Origin of the sequence: Veillonella sp. 6_1_27 (assembly GCF_000163735.1) — a bacterium.
Classification (GTDB): Bacteria; Bacillota; Negativicutes; order Veillonellales; family Veillonellaceae; genus Veillonella; species Veillonella parvula_A.
In genome coordinates, this window is the sequence record NZ_GG770215.1 from 262,948 (window position 1) to 276,456 (window position 13,509).

At 37.0% G+C, this 13,509-nt stretch carries 14 protein-coding genes; all 14 read left to right on the plus strand.

Annotation, left to right across the window (positions count from 1 at the left end):
* Window positions 1-8: 8 nt before the first annotated feature.
* The 14 genes from pknB (at window position 9) to HMPREF0874_RS01305 (ending at window position 13,426) form a co-directional block, all read left to right on the plus strand.
* Window positions 9-1,934 (plus strand): Stk1 family PASTA domain-containing Ser/Thr kinase, encoded by a 1,926-nt coding sequence (pknB, locus tag HMPREF0874_RS01240; protein ID WP_008600842.1) that lies wholly within the window; start codon window positions 9-11, stop codon window positions 1,932-1,934.
* Between the two features lie 8 nt (window positions 1,935-1,942).
* Complete coding sequence (rsgA, locus tag HMPREF0874_RS01245; protein WP_008600844.1) at window positions 1,943-2,806, plus strand: ribosome small subunit-dependent GTPase A; 864 nt, start codon at window positions 1,943-1,945, stop codon at window positions 2,804-2,806.
* Between the two features lies 1 nt (window position 2,807).
* Window positions 2,808-3,458: a ribulose-phosphate 3-epimerase gene (gene rpe, locus HMPREF0874_RS01250; RefSeq protein WP_004695686.1), complete on the plus strand. Its 651-nt coding sequence runs from the start codon at window positions 2,808-2,810 to the stop codon at window positions 3,456-3,458.
* 253 nt (window positions 3,459-3,711) lie between these two features.
* A complete protein-coding gene (gene rpsB / locus HMPREF0874_RS01255; protein WP_004695687.1) occupies window positions 3,712-4,464 on the plus strand; it encodes a 30S ribosomal protein S2 in 753 nt (250 codons plus the stop codon).
* Window positions 4,465-4,562: 98 nt separating this feature from the next.
* A complete protein-coding gene (tsf, locus tag HMPREF0874_RS01260; protein ID WP_004695689.1) occupies window positions 4,563-5,243 on the plus strand; it encodes a translation elongation factor Ts in 681 nt (226 codons plus the stop codon).
* Window positions 5,244-5,305: 62 nt separating this feature from the next.
* Window positions 5,306-6,031 (plus strand): UMP kinase, encoded by a 726-nt coding sequence (gene pyrH, locus HMPREF0874_RS01265; RefSeq protein ID WP_004697414.1) that lies wholly within the window; start codon window positions 5,306-5,308, stop codon window positions 6,029-6,031.
* Window positions 6,032-6,036: 5 nt separating this feature from the next.
* Window positions 6,037-6,597, plus strand: coding sequence for a ribosome recycling factor (frr, locus tag HMPREF0874_RS01270; protein ID WP_004695693.1), 561 nt, complete (start codon window positions 6,037-6,039; stop codon window positions 6,595-6,597).
* Entirely contained in the window at window positions 6,597-6,848 is a 252-nt protein-coding gene (locus tag HMPREF0874_RS01275) for a hypothetical protein (protein ID WP_004697100.1), read from the plus strand. The genes frr and HMPREF0874_RS01275 overlap by 1 nt, the downstream gene beginning before the upstream one ends.
* Window positions 6,829-7,593, plus strand: coding sequence for an isoprenyl transferase (locus HMPREF0874_RS01280; protein ID WP_008600848.1), 765 nt, complete (start codon window positions 6,829-6,831; stop codon window positions 7,591-7,593). Before HMPREF0874_RS01275 ends, HMPREF0874_RS01280 begins: the two co-directional genes overlap by 20 nt.
* A 3-nt stretch (window positions 7,594-7,596) precedes the next feature.
* Complete coding sequence (locus HMPREF0874_RS01285; protein ID WP_008600850.1) at window positions 7,597-8,421, plus strand: phosphatidate cytidylyltransferase; 825 nt, start codon at window positions 7,597-7,599, stop codon at window positions 8,419-8,421.
* An 18-nt stretch (window positions 8,422-8,439) separates the two neighbouring features.
* Window positions 8,440-9,585 (plus strand): 1-deoxy-D-xylulose-5-phosphate reductoisomerase, encoded by a 1,146-nt coding sequence (locus HMPREF0874_RS01290; protein ID WP_008600851.1) that lies wholly within the window; start codon window positions 8,440-8,442, stop codon window positions 9,583-9,585.
* Between the two features lie 8 nt (window positions 9,586-9,593).
* Window positions 9,594-10,610 carry an RIP metalloprotease RseP gene (gene rseP / locus HMPREF0874_RS01295; protein ID WP_008600853.1) on the plus strand — a complete coding sequence of 339 codons (1,017 nt, stop codon included), beginning with the start codon at window positions 9,594-9,596 and terminating at the stop codon, window positions 10,608-10,610.
* 18 nt (window positions 10,611-10,628) lie between these two features.
* Complete coding sequence (gene ispG / locus HMPREF0874_RS01300) at window positions 10,629-11,714, plus strand: flavodoxin-dependent (E)-4-hydroxy-3-methylbut-2-enyl-diphosphate synthase (protein WP_004695704.1); 1,086 nt, start codon at window positions 10,629-10,631, stop codon at window positions 11,712-11,714.
* On the plus strand, window positions 11,708-13,426 hold the full coding sequence (locus HMPREF0874_RS01305; protein WP_008600855.1) for a proline--tRNA ligase: 1,719 nt from the start codon (window positions 11,708-11,710) through the stop codon (window positions 13,424-13,426). The genes ispG and HMPREF0874_RS01305 overlap by 7 nt, the downstream gene beginning before the upstream one ends.
* Window positions 13,427-13,509: the final 83 nt, after the last annotated feature.

Here is a 13,509-nt window from a genome sequence, read left to right on the forward strand (position 1 = left end):
TGAGTACTATGAATATAAAAGGCATACTTCTAGATAACCGCTACCGTATTGTTGATAAAATTGGCGTTGGTGGAATGGCTGATGTATACCTTGGAGAAGATACCTTACTAGGTAGACAAGTAGCAATAAAAGTATTGCATGCTAATTTTGCAAATGATGATGAATTTGTGACTCGATTTAAACGAGAAGCACAAGCGGCAGGTAAATTAAATCATCCCAATATTGTAAATATGTATGATGTAGGTTTTGACCAAAATTTACATTACATTGTTATGGAATATGTAGATGGTGAAACCTTAAAAAAATATATAACTCGTCATGGAAGACTGTCTATAGATGAGGCTGTTAAATTTACTATTGCCATAGCTGAAGGCTTAGAGCACGCTCATACAATGGGTATTGTTCATTGTGATATAAAACCACATAATGTTATTATTACCAATACTGGGCGCGTTAAAGTAACTGACTTTGGTATTGCTCGTGCAATAAATGCAACTAACACAGTTATGTATACGAATTCGATTTTGGGTTCTGCACACTATTTATCACCAGAGCAAGCTAGTGGTAAACCGGTAGATGGAAATACAGATATCTATTCATTGGGTGTTGTATTGTATGAAATGCTTACAGGTCGTGTACCATTTGAAGGGGAAACGCCAATTGCAGTAGCATTAAAACACGTTCGTGAGAAGGTAGAACCTCCAACTCGATATAATCCATCAATTCCTCCGCTTTTAGAAGCTGTTGTTATGAAAGCATTATCTAAAAATCCTGCAGATCGTTTTGATTCTATCTCTGATATGATCAGTGATTTGCGGTTATCTCAAGGTTTTACAATGGGGAAAACACAACGTCATGAACCATATGATTTTGCTACACAAATGATTCCTGCGGTTGATCCTGAAGCACTTGAAGATCTAAGTACTATTCAAGAAGAACGTAAAGACGAGGGTAAAAAGAAGAGTATGTTAAGTAAAATTGCATCGATTCCACAAAAATACATCGTTCTAGGTGCTGCTGTCATTTTCTTAGTAGCATTTTTAGGTGCTTTCTTAAGCTACGGAAATTTCTGGAGTAATACAACAGTAGATGTACCTAATGTGGTAGGCAAACAAGTTTCTGTAGCAAAAAATATCTTAGAAGATAAACATTTGCGTGTGTCTACAAGTGAAGTTACTAATCCTGATGTGCCAGCTGGTCAAGTTATTTCTCAAACACCTGGGGCTGGAGAAAAGGTTAAAGAGCAACGGACGATTCACCTTGTAGTTTCTAAAGGTGTAGGCGATATTACTGTGCCAGATTTAACTGATTTAACTGTCGATCAAGCCCGTCAACGACTTAAAGATTTAGGTTTAGTTGTGGGGAAAATAACACAACAATCTGTGGATGGTAAAAAAGATGGTGTAATTATTGCTCAGAGTCCTTCAGGAGATTCTAAAGTGTCTAAAGGGACAACAATTGATCTCGTAGTAAATAAAGCGAAGGCTAAGAAAGTCAAAGTACCTAATCTTGTTGGTATGACATTAAAAGATGCTCGTGATACATTGAGTAATATTCAACTAGGTGTAAACCAAGTATCTGGATCTGTGGAAGAAAAATCTGTGGTTATAGAGCAAAGCATTAAAGCTGGCGATGAAATTGACGAAGGTTCCACATTAAATCTTACGACTGAGTTCAAAGATGATAAAAAGAAATCCGATAAAAAAGAAGGAAACAGTGGTAATAAAACAACTGGTACTATAGATGTTACTGTACCAGCTGGTTCTAAAAATCAAGAACTTAAAATTGTCGTAAAAGATGATGAAGGTTCTGCCGTAATCTATGATGATACGAATAAACCTGGAGATCGTGTTGTTAAAAAAGTGTCTGGTGTAGGTAATGTACGTATTGAGGTGTACCTCAATGGTGCATTAGTGCAAGAAACTGCATTATAAGAGGTACTATGATTACAGGCATTGTTGTCAAAAATATGAATGGGTACTTTTATGTACAAGATGATACAGGTACTATTCATGAATGTAAGGTTCGTGGCAGACTTAAGCAAGGACGCTATAGTTTACTTGTAGGGGACCGCGTTACGATTTCGGAGGATGGGTTCGTTGAATCCATCCATGAACGTCATAATTCGATGGTTCGCCCTGCAGTAGCTAATATTGACCAAGTTGTATTAGTTGTGGCTGCTCATGAACCAGATATTAATGAGTTATTACTCAATAAAATGCTCGTTATGATTGAACATGCGGATATCCCTATTGTACTATGTATCAATAAATGTGACTTGATGGATTCAGAGACGGAAACTATGGTTGATCTTTATAAATCAATCGGCTATGAGGTTTTGATGACATCCACATATAATATGACAGGCATTGATGATTTGCGTCATGTGCTTCAACATAAGGTAACGGCTTTTGCAGGACCATCTGGTGTTGGTAAAAGTAGTCTTTTAAATGCGGTAGACCCAAAATTTGCCTTTCAGACTGGGGAGGTAAGTGATAAGATTAAACGTGGCAAACACACTACTCGTCACGCTTCTTTATATAGTTTAGATGCAGATTCTTTTATCATGGATACACCTGGATTTAGTGCTATTGAATTTAATGATGTTTCCCTTGAAAGATTGCCTACATTATTCCCAGAATTTGGTGAATATGTTGATACTTGTAAATTTAATCCTTGCTATCATGAACATGAACCTATTTGTGGGATTAAAGCTGCTCTAGAAGCTGGTCATATTCATCAAGGACGATATGATGCTTATATGTCTATACGTAATGATATAGAAAGTCAACGAAAGAGGTTTTAATATGATAAAAATTGCACCATCTATGCTTTCCGCAAATTTTGCGGTGTTAAGCGAGGAATTAAAATCTATTGAAGCAGCGGGGGCTGATTTATTACATATCGACATCATGGATGGACACTTTGTTCCTAATCTAACCTTTGGTGCTCCCATTGTGAAAGCCATTCGTCCATATACAAAATTACCATTTGATGTGCATTTGATGGTTACTAATCCTGGTGATTATGTAGAAGAATTTGCAAAAATTGGTGTAGAATATTTTACTTTTCATCAAGAAACTGTACCTCATATGCATCGTTTGATTCAACATATCAAGCAGTGTGGGATGAAGGCTGGTGTAGCATTGAATCCTAGTACACCTGTATCTCTACTAGAAGATGTAGCTGCAGATTTAGATATGATTTTAATTATGTCTGTGAATCCAGGATTTGGAGGACAATCTTTTATTAAGAATGCCATAAAAAAAGTTAAACAAGCCAAGATATTGTTAGAAGAAGTAGACAATTCAACGGCAGTCATTGAGGTGGATGGTGGTATTAACGATATTACTTGTGTACCGATTAAAAGAGCGGGGGCTACAGTTTTAGTTGCTGGTTCTGCAGTGTTTGGAGCAGAAAATCGTGCAAGTATGATTGACTCCATTCGCAATAATTAAATAAATATTTTCATAATATTCTATAATTCAAATTTGAACATAAGATCGTACATCAATAAGAAAGAGAATGTATTTAAAATAAGGAGTGAGGAATACTTAAAGAATTCCTCACTCCTTGCTTGCTTTTGCCATGATTTTTTGTTAGAATTATTAGGTATGAAAAATATGCACGTCAGTGGACTTCGGTACTGTGCCTAATTTTGGGTGACCCGAAGGATGAAGCGGCGGAGGTTAATTAACAGGAGGTGCCACAATGGCAGTAGTATCAATGAAACAATTATTAGAGGCTGGTGTACACTTTGGTCATCAGACTAGAAGATGGAACCCTAAAATGGCGAAATTCATCTTCACTGAACGCAATGGTATTTATATCATTGATTTGTCTAAAACAGTTAAAAAAGTAGAAGAAGCTTACAATTTCTTGCGTGAAGTTGCTTCCCAAGGCGAAGTAATCTTGTTCGTAGGTACTAAAAAACAAGCTCAAGAAGCTATTAAAGAAGAAGCTATCCGTGCTAACATGTTCTTCGTTAACGAACGTTGGTTGGGCGGTATGTTGACCAACTTCAAAACAATTGAAACTCGTATTAAACGTTTAAAACAATTGGAAGCTATGGCAGAAGACGGTACTTTCGAAGTATTGCCTAAAAAAGAAGTTATCGGTCTTCGTCATGAAATGGATAAATTGGAAAAATACCTTGGTGGTATCAAAGATATGCCTAAAATGCCAGGTGCTCTTTTCGTAGTAGATCCTAAAAAAGAAAAAATTGCTATTGCGGAAGCTAAAAAATTGGGCATTCCAGTAGTTGCAACAGTTGACACTAACTGTGACCCAGATGAAGTTGATTTCCCAATTCCAGCAAATGACGACGCTATCCGTGCTGTTAAATTGTTGGCTGGTAAAATGGCTGACGCTGTTCTTGAAGGTCGTCAAGGCGAATCCTTCGAAGAAGCATTAGATAACATGGTAGCTGACTCTGCTGAAATGGTTCGAGACGGTAAAGCTTAATCGTTGTCGTATTAGCATTTGAAAGATAAATCTATAACATATATAATTGGGGTAAGGACTATATCCTTACCTTAATTAATACTAGGAGGAACAAAATAATGGCAATTACTGCTGCTTTGGTAAAAGAATTGCGCGACATGACTGGCGCAGGTATGATGGACGCTAAAAAAGCATTGGTTGAAACTGACGGTAATATCGATAAAGCGGTTGACCTTCTTCGTGAAAAAGGTTTGGCTGCGGCAGCTAAAAAAGCTGGTCGTATTGCAGCTGAAGGTGTAGTACAATCCTACATTCATGCAGGTGGTCGTATCGGTGTTTTAGTGGAAGTTAACTGTGAAACTGACTTCGTTGCAAAAACTGATGATTTCCAAAATTTAGCACGCGATATCGCTATGCAAATTGCGGCTGTAAATCCTACATACTTGAACCGTGAAGAAGTTCCTACTGAAGTCATTGAACACGAAAAACAAGTATTATTGGAACAAGCTAAAGTAGAAGCTGAAGAAGACGTTAAAGCTGGTCGTAAACCAAAACCTGAAGCTGTTTTAGAAAAAATGGTTGCTGGCCGTATCGAAAAATTCTATAAAGAAAATTGCCTATTAGAACAAGTATTCATTAAAGATGGTGATAAAACTGTTACAGACATCATTAATGAAAGTATTGCAAAAATCGGTGAAAACATCAACGTACGTCGTTTTGTTCGCTATGGTTTAGGTGAAGGCATTGAAAAACGCCAAGATGACTTCGTAGCAGAAGTAATGGCATCTGTTGGTAAATAATTAATAAACAATAAGAGAACACCGTACAGTGTTCTCTTATTTTGCAATAGAGGAGTAAAAATATGGCAAAAAGAAACTTTCGACGTATTGTTTTAAAGTTGAGTGGTGAAGCATTAGCAGGTGAACAAGGTTTTGGTATTAATCCTGATGTTGTCGAAGAATTTGCAAAAGAAATTGCTGCTTTAGCAAAATCCACTGATTTAGAAATCGCAATTGTTGTTGGTGGTGGTAACCTATGGAGAGGTTTAGCTGGTAGCAATCAAGGTATGGATCGTGCTACTGCTGACTATATGGGGATGCTTGCAACAGTGATGAACTCCTTAGCATTGCAAGATGCATTAGAACAAGCTGGTGTAGATACACGTGTACAAACGGCTATCGAAATGCAAGAAATTGCAGAACCTTATATTCGTCGTCGCGCTATTCGTCATTTAGAAAAAAAACGTATCGTTATCTTCGGTGCTGGCCTTGGTAAACCTTACTTCTCTACAGATACAACAGCTGCATTACGGGCCGCTGAAATTGAAGCCGATGCTATTTTAATGGCAAAGAAATTTGCAGATGGCGTATATGATTCTGACCCTAAGACAAATCCTAATGCTGTTAAATTTGATGAATTAACATATAACGAGATTATCACAAAAGAATTAAAAGTAATGGATGCTACATCTACAACTTTATGTAAAGATAACAATATTCCTATTATTGTATTTAGCATGGATATTCCTGGTAATATTACAAAAGCTGCTAAAGGTGAAGAAATAGGGACCATTGTTCGAGGAGAATAATTCATATGGAAATTAAAGAATTGTTACAACAAGCAGAAGACCGCATGAATAAGTCTATTGAGGCTTTAAAACATGAATTCGCATCTATTCGTACAGGCCGTGCTAGTGTAGCACTACTTGATAAAGTAATGGTTGATTATTATGGAAGTCCATCACCCATTAATCAAGTTGCGAATATCTCCGTGCCTGAACCTCGCATGATTGTGATTGCACCTTGGGATAAAACAATGATTGGTGCTATTGAAAAAGCAATTTTACAATCTGATTTAGGTTTGAACCCTGGTAATGATGGTGCACAAATTCGTTTAAGTATTCCTCAATTAACTGAGGAACGTCGTAAAGAAATCGTTAAAGTAGTTCATAAAAAGGCTGAAGATGCAAAAGTTGCAGTGCGCAACATTCGTCGCGATGTAAATGAAGCATTAAAAAAAGAAGAGAAAGCTAAAACGATTACTGAAGATGATGCTAAAGACGGTTTAGATCAAATCCAAAAGCTTACCGATGCTAAAGTTAAGCAAATCGATGAGTTAAAAGCAGTAAAAGAAAAGGACGTATTAGAAGTATAATGTTTGATTCTAATAGCCTTATTGGAATACCATGGCAGCTTGCAAAGTCTCGTTTGCAGGCTGCCCATATTCCTTTTAAGGTAATGATTGGTGGATCCTTTAATCGCTTCTTTGAAATTTCAGATAAAGGATTTTATGTGGCACGTATTACAAAGGTTGATGAGTGCTTACATATACTACTATATAGACCAATGATTGCCAGCGACTTCGGAAATTCTATCGAGGTAGACTATGCTAAAGAAATTATTTAACCGTAAACGTTCTGATACGCCTGTCATTGATCGTAATATAATTCCACAACATGTTGCTATTATTATGGATGGTAATGGACGATGGGCTAAACGCAGAGGCATGCCGCGCTCCATGGGGCATCGTGCTGGTGCAGATGTATTAAAAGAAATTGTTATGGCCGCAGATGAGATCGGAATTAGAGCTCTTACGGTATATGGTTTCTCCACGGAGAACTGGAAACGTCCTGAACAGGAAGTTTCTTTACTTATGTCTCTCATAAAAGAATACTTAAATAATAATGTTAAGTATATGCATGAACATAATGTACGCATTCGATTTATTGGTTTTATTGGAGGGCTTTCAGAAGACCTACAAAAAATCATTCAAGATGCAGAATTATTAACTCAGAATAATACAGGCCTCACATTACAGTTAGCGATTAACTATGGTGGGCGTGATGAAATAGTTAGAACTATCCGCGACATTGTAAAATCCGTTGCGGATGGCGTTATTACAATGGACAAAATTACTGAAGAATATGTAAGTTCTCAATTATTCACTAAAGAGTTTAGTGATGTAGATTTATTAATTCGTCCTAGTAGTGATTTTAGAATTAGTAATTTTTTGTTATGGCAACTAGCGTATGCTGAATTTTGGTTTACCGATTTGCATTGGCCAGATTTTACTAAGGAAACTTTACTTGAAGCTGTGGCGGCATATCAGAAACGAGAACGCCGATTTGGTGGCTTATGTGATGAGGAATAAAAAATGTTAAAAACACGTGTTATTACCGCTGTTATTGGTTTTATTATTGCCTTAGGGGCCATTACATTTGGTGGATTAGTTTATGATGTGCTAATTACACTTTTGGCTTTATTAGGGTGGCGTGAGTTTGTATTACTTGGTAAAGCTAAACGTGTTCGGATATCCATTATATGGGGATATATTAGTATTTTATTGCTAATGATTGCTCTTGCATGTCATCAGTATACTATAGCTATAGGTATTTTAGTATTAAGTTTATTTGCCAATTATATGTTGTGTACATTTGGTGAAACTAAGTACTCGATGTCTAGTGTATCCTTTAGTGTATTTGGTTTATTATATATTGGTATGGGTATGACTTCATTGCTCTTGATTCGTCATGATTCAATTTACATGAATTTATCAATGCCTTTTGAATTATATAACTGGGGCACTATTACACTTTGGTTATTATTGTTTACTACTTGGGCTAGCGATACCTTTGCATACTTTTCAGGTCGAGCTTTTGGTAAACGTAAAATAGTACCATCTATTAGTCCTAATAAAACACTAGAAGGTTTTATTGGTGGATTTATCGGCTGTATTTTTACAGGTACAGTATTTTCGTATATCGTTGGCATTCCTTGGTGGATGGGAATCCATGTAGGTATGATTAGCGGTATATTAGCACCATTAGGTGATTTGTTTGAATCAAAGATTAAACGACTATGTAATGTAAAAGATTCTGGTACATTATTACCAGGTCATGGTGGTGTATTGGATCGCTTTGATAGTTTATTATTTGCGGCTCCTATTACATTAGTATATATATTACTATTTTCGTACTAATTTCATAGAGGTACACTTATGAAATACCTAAGTATTATCGGCAGTACTGGCTCAATCGGTACACAGACGCTTGATGTGGTGTCTCAACATCCAGATCAATTCAAGGTGGTTGCCTTAGTGGCACATCATAATATTGACCTCTTAGAACATCAGATTAAAGAATATAAACCTTTGGTGGCGGGTCTTGTAGATGAAGGTGCTTTTAAAGACTTACAAGCACGCTATACAGGTCCTACAAAATTGATAGGTGGTAAGGAAGCCCTCATTGCAGCAGCTACAATTCAAGAAGCAACAATGATTGTTACTGCTATTGTAGGTGCTGCGGGCATTGAGCCTACAGTGGAAGCTATAAAACAAGGTAAGACTATAGGTCTTGCTAATAAAGAAACTCTTGTTGCTGGAGGTCCATTAATTACGGCTTTAGCTAAAGAACATGGCGTGCAAATCTTACCTATCGATAGTGAACATAGTGCTATATTTCAGTGCTTAGAAGGACAGAAACGTGACAATGTTGATTCTTTAATCGTCACTGCTTCTGGTGGTCCTTTACGCACATGGGATTCTAGTAAAATTCAAACTGCAACTGCTGCAGATTGTTTGCGACATCCTACCTGGAATATGGGCAATAAAATAACTATAGATTCTGCCTCTTTATTCAATAAAGGCTTAGAGGTAATAGAAGCTCATTGGTTATTTGGTTTTGATTTTGATCATATTGATGTAGTAGTACATCCTCAAAGTATTGTTCATTCTATGATACGTATGAAGGATGGTGCGATATTAGCGCAAATGGGTAATCCAGATATGCGCGAGCCCATTCAATATGCTTTGACGTATCCAAAACGTGAAGTTTTAAGTATGAATCATCTTGATTTTAGTCAAGCACTACAATTGGAGTTTTTACCTCCGCGGTATGACGATTTTCCTGCACTTCGACTTGCGTATGAGGTGGGACGTGCTAGTGGATTTAAACCTGCTGTATTTAATGCAGCTAATGAAACGGCAGTATATGCCTTTTTAGAAGATAAAATCGCCTTTGGTGATATTTATAAAGTCGTTACTTCTGTTCTTGAATCTATGGGAACAGAAGATGATTTTACATTAGATAATTTATTATCCATCGATAGATGGGCCCGTGAAAAGGCAACATCGTTGATGTTATAGGAGAATATATGATTACGGCATTAGCCACAATATTTGTATTTGGTTTAATCGTGTTTATTCATGAATTAGGTCATTTTATTACAGCTAAGATGTCAGGTATGCAAGTTGATGAATTTGCTATAGGTTTTGGTCCAGCCATATTTAAAGTACAAAAAGGGGAAACTTTATATTCTATTCGTATAATTCCTCTTGGAGGATTTAATCGTATTGCTGGTATGACACCTGACGAGCCTCTTAATGAGCGCTCCTTTTATAATAAACCTGCGTGGAAAAAATTTATTGTTATTTCTGCAGGGGCTGTATTCAACTTTATATTAGCCATTGTACTTTTCTTTGGCCTAAATGTGACTGTAGGAAATCTTACATATACAAATGAACCTGTAATTGGTAACATTATTGCGGGTAGTTCTGCAGAACAGGCTCATTTAGAAGCTAACGATAGAATTATTACGATTGATGGTAAAAAAATTAGTACTTGGGATGATATTCGTCCTAGCTTACAAGGCACAGCAAACCATGGTGTAACTGTTGTTGTAGAGCGTGAAGGACAAACTATAGAGACTACGGTAATACCTAAAATGGAACAAGATAGTCCTAAGATTGGCATCTACCCTAGCTTTACTCGTGAAACTTATAGTATTGGTGAATCTTTGAGCCTTGCTGTTAGTCGGACGGGGCAAACTATTGTTGCTATGGTCAGTGGGATTTATGATATGATTCGTGGCACACAAGCAGCCGAATTATCTGGTCCAGTAGGAATTTCCCAAATGGCAGGTACTATTGCACAATCAGGATTTGCACCACTATTAAGTTTTGCTGCATTCCTTAGTATTAACTTAGGGGTTATTAATCTTTTACCATTACCTGTTTTAGATGGTGGTCACTTGATTATTATCTTGGCGGAAGCTATAACAGGCCGTAGATTACCTGCTAAAGCTCTTATGTATATACAAATGGTTGGGGTTGCCTTAATGGTAGCATTATTCTTATATGTAACAACGCAGGATATTTTCCGTTTACTATAAGACAGATGGGAGATTACAATGATTGTACGTAAACCAACAAATGGTATCTATGTAGGTACAGTTAAAATCGGCGATTATGCACCGGTAAGTATTCAATCTATGATTACTACGGATCCAGTACATACAGAGAAGGCAATTGCAGAAATTAATCATTTAGCAGAGGCTGGTTGTGAACTGGTTCGTGTCGCCGTTCCTACAATGGCATCTGCAAAGGCTTTAAAGGCTGTTAGAGCGGGCATTTCAATTCCTTTGATCGCCGATATTCACTTTGATTATAGATTAGCTTTAGAAGCTATTGAAAATAATGTTGATGGATTGCGCATTAATCCAGGAAATATTGGTGGTGAAGATAAGGTTTTAGCCGTTATTGAAAAGGCAAAACCTAAACAAATCCCAATTCGCATTGGTGTTAATGCAGGCTCTTTACCAAAGCATATTCTCGATGCTCATGGAGGACATCCTACAGCGGATGGTATGGTTGAAACAGCTTTAGAACACGTAAGAATTTTAGAAAAACTCGATTATCGTCAAATGAAATTATCCATTAAAGCCACGGAAGTACCTCTAATGGTGGAAGCATATCGTAAGTTATCTGATAAGATTCCTTATCCGTTACATTTAGGGGTAACAGAAGCTGGTACTATTAAACAAGGCACTATTAAATCTGCTATGGGGATTGGTGCATTATTGCTCGATGGCATTGGTGATACATTACGGGTATCCTTAACTGGAGATCCAATTCACGAAATTGAAGTAGGTAGAAGTATTTTAAGTAGCTTAGGATTAAGAAATTTTGGGGCCACTATGATATCTTGTCCTACATGTGGTCGTTGCCAAGTAAATTTATTTGATATGGCTGGTATTGTAGAAGAACGTCTAGCATCCATAAAAGCGCCTATTAAGGTTGCCGTTATGGGGTGTGTTGTAAATGGTCCAGGGGAAGCGCGTGAGGCCGACTTTGGTATTGCTGGTGGTGATGGTCAAGGTATTATTTTCCGTAAAGGGAAAGTTATTAAGACTGTACCAGAAGCCGAATTAGTAGATACATTGTTTAGAGAAATTGACCAATATTTAGAAAATTTAGATGAGGAGTCTTTATGTTAGCCACTAAATTATATGCACCTACATTGCGTGAGGTTCCATCTGACGCTGATGTAGTAAGCCAACAGCTTATGCTTCGCGCTGGTTTTATGCGTAAAACTGCAAATGGTTTATATAGTTTTTTACCATTAGGTTGGAGAAGTATTAAAAAGATTGAAGCTATTGTACGTGAAGAAATGGATCGTGCTAGTGCTCAAGAAATTATGATGCCAATTTTACAGCCTGCAGAAATTTGGAAAGAGTCTGGCCGTTGGAACGCATATGGCGCAGAAATGATGCGTATCAATGATCGTCATGATAATGAGTTTTGTCTAGGACCAACACATGAAGAGATGATTACAACCCTCGTTAAAAATGAGATTAACTCATATCGTCAATTACCAGTCAACTTATATCAAATTCAAAGTAAATTCCGTGATGAGCGTCGTCCACGTTATGGCTTGATGCGTAGCCGTGAATTCATTATGAAAGATGCTTATTCTTTTGATGTAGATGAAGCGGGTTTAGATGAATCCTATAAATCTATGTACGATGCATATACACGTATTTTTACACGTTGTGGTCTTACATTCCGCCCAGTAGAGGCTGATAGTGGTGCAATCGGTGGTAGTGGTACGCATGAGTTCATGGCCATTGCCGAAGCTGGTGAAGCTGATATCGTATATTGTACTAAGTGTGATTATGCAGCTAACATTGAAATCGGCAAGCCTGGTATCATGAAGCAAGACGAAGAAGTTCTTCATGAGTTATCTGTTGTGGATACACCAAATGCAAGTTCTATTGAAGCTGTGGCAGACATGTTAAATTTACCATTACATAAAACTATCAAAGCGGTAGTATTTTCTATTGATGGTAAAGTGGTATTAGCCATTGTTCGTGGTGACCATGAAGTAAATGAAGTCGCTGTACAACATGCCGTTCTTGGTGCTGTAGAGCCTGAGATGGCCACCCCTGAAGAATTGGAAAAAGTAGGTTTAATAGCTGGTTTCATCAGTCCTATTGGTTTAAAACAAACAGAAGAATTTGCTATTGTTGTTGATGAATCTGTTATGGAAACTTACAATGTTTGTGGTGGCGCTAATAAAAAAGATGCTCACTACGTTAATATCAATCCAAAACGGGACTTTAATGTAGAAGATATTATTGTTGCTCCAATTCGTTTAATCACGAAGGACGATGTGTGTCCTAAATGTGGGGGTGCTTTAGAACATGCTAAAGGCATCGAAGTGGGTCAAGTATTTAAATTGGGTACAAAGTATTCTGAAGCATTACAAGCTACATTCTTAGATCAAAATGGTCGTCCTAATCCAATGATTATGGGTTGCTATGGTATCGGTGTATCTCGTACACTAGCTGCTGCTATTGAGCAATATCACGATGAAAATGGTATTATTTGGCCACGTTCTATCGCTCCATTTGAAGCAGTTATTGTTCCAATTAATGCAAAAGACGAAGCATTAATGTCTACTAGTCAAACTATTTATACTGCATTACAAAATGCTGGTGTAGATGTATTGTTAGATGATCGTAAAGATCGTGCAGGTGTTAAGTTCAAAGATGCTGATTTGATTGGTTATCCACTTCGCATTACAGTAAGTAAAAATACTCTTGAGAATAACGAAGTAGAAATTCAAATCCGTAAGTCTGGAGAAGCTCTTCCATGTGCTATTGATTCTGTATCTGATAAAGTAACAGAATTGCTTCAAAACTTATAATAGAATTGCGATTCTAGTGAATGTTCATTAGGGTCGCAATTTTTCTTTCTAAACTTGAATTAATAGATTAAATAAGTCATAAT

What these genes read in the sequence shown, in the direction of transcription:
- pknB (WP_008600842.1), top strand. Translation starts at nt 9, where the DNA reads ATGAATATAAAAGGCATACTTCTAGATAACCGCTACCGTATTGTTGAT.
- rsgA (WP_008600844.1), top strand. Translation starts at nt 1,943, where the DNA reads ATGATTACAGGCATTGTTGTCAAAAATATGAATGGGTACTTTTATGTA.
- rpe (WP_004695686.1), top strand. Translation starts at nt 2,808, where the DNA reads ATGATAAAAATTGCACCATCTATGCTTTCCGCAAATTTTGCGGTGTTA.
- rpsB (WP_004695687.1), top strand. Translation starts at nt 3,712, where the DNA reads ATGGCAGTAGTATCAATGAAACAATTATTAGAGGCTGGTGTACACTTT.
- tsf (WP_004695689.1), top strand. Translation starts at nt 4,563, where the DNA reads ATGGCAATTACTGCTGCTTTGGTAAAAGAATTGCGCGACATGACTGGC.
- pyrH (WP_004697414.1), top strand. Translation starts at nt 5,306, where the DNA reads ATGGCAAAAAGAAACTTTCGACGTATTGTTTTAAAGTTGAGTGGTGAA.
- frr (WP_004695693.1), top strand. Translation starts at nt 6,037, where the DNA reads ATGGAAATTAAAGAATTGTTACAACAAGCAGAAGACCGCATGAATAAG.
- HMPREF0874_RS01275 (WP_004697100.1), top strand. Translation starts at nt 6,597, where the DNA reads ATGTTTGATTCTAATAGCCTTATTGGAATACCATGGCAGCTTGCAAAG.
- HMPREF0874_RS01280 (WP_008600848.1), top strand. Translation starts at nt 6,829, where the DNA reads ATGCTAAAGAAATTATTTAACCGTAAACGTTCTGATACGCCTGTCATT.
- HMPREF0874_RS01285 (WP_008600850.1), top strand. Translation starts at nt 7,597, where the DNA reads ATGTTAAAAACACGTGTTATTACCGCTGTTATTGGTTTTATTATTGCC.
- HMPREF0874_RS01290 (WP_008600851.1), top strand. Translation starts at nt 8,440, where the DNA reads ATGAAATACCTAAGTATTATCGGCAGTACTGGCTCAATCGGTACACAG.
- rseP (WP_008600853.1), top strand. Translation starts at nt 9,594, where the DNA reads ATGATTACGGCATTAGCCACAATATTTGTATTTGGTTTAATCGTGTTT.
- ispG (WP_004695704.1), top strand. Translation starts at nt 10,629, where the DNA reads ATGATTGTACGTAAACCAACAAATGGTATCTATGTAGGTACAGTTAAA.
- HMPREF0874_RS01305 (WP_008600855.1), top strand. Translation starts at nt 11,708, where the DNA reads ATGTTAGCCACTAAATTATATGCACCTACATTGCGTGAGGTTCCATCT.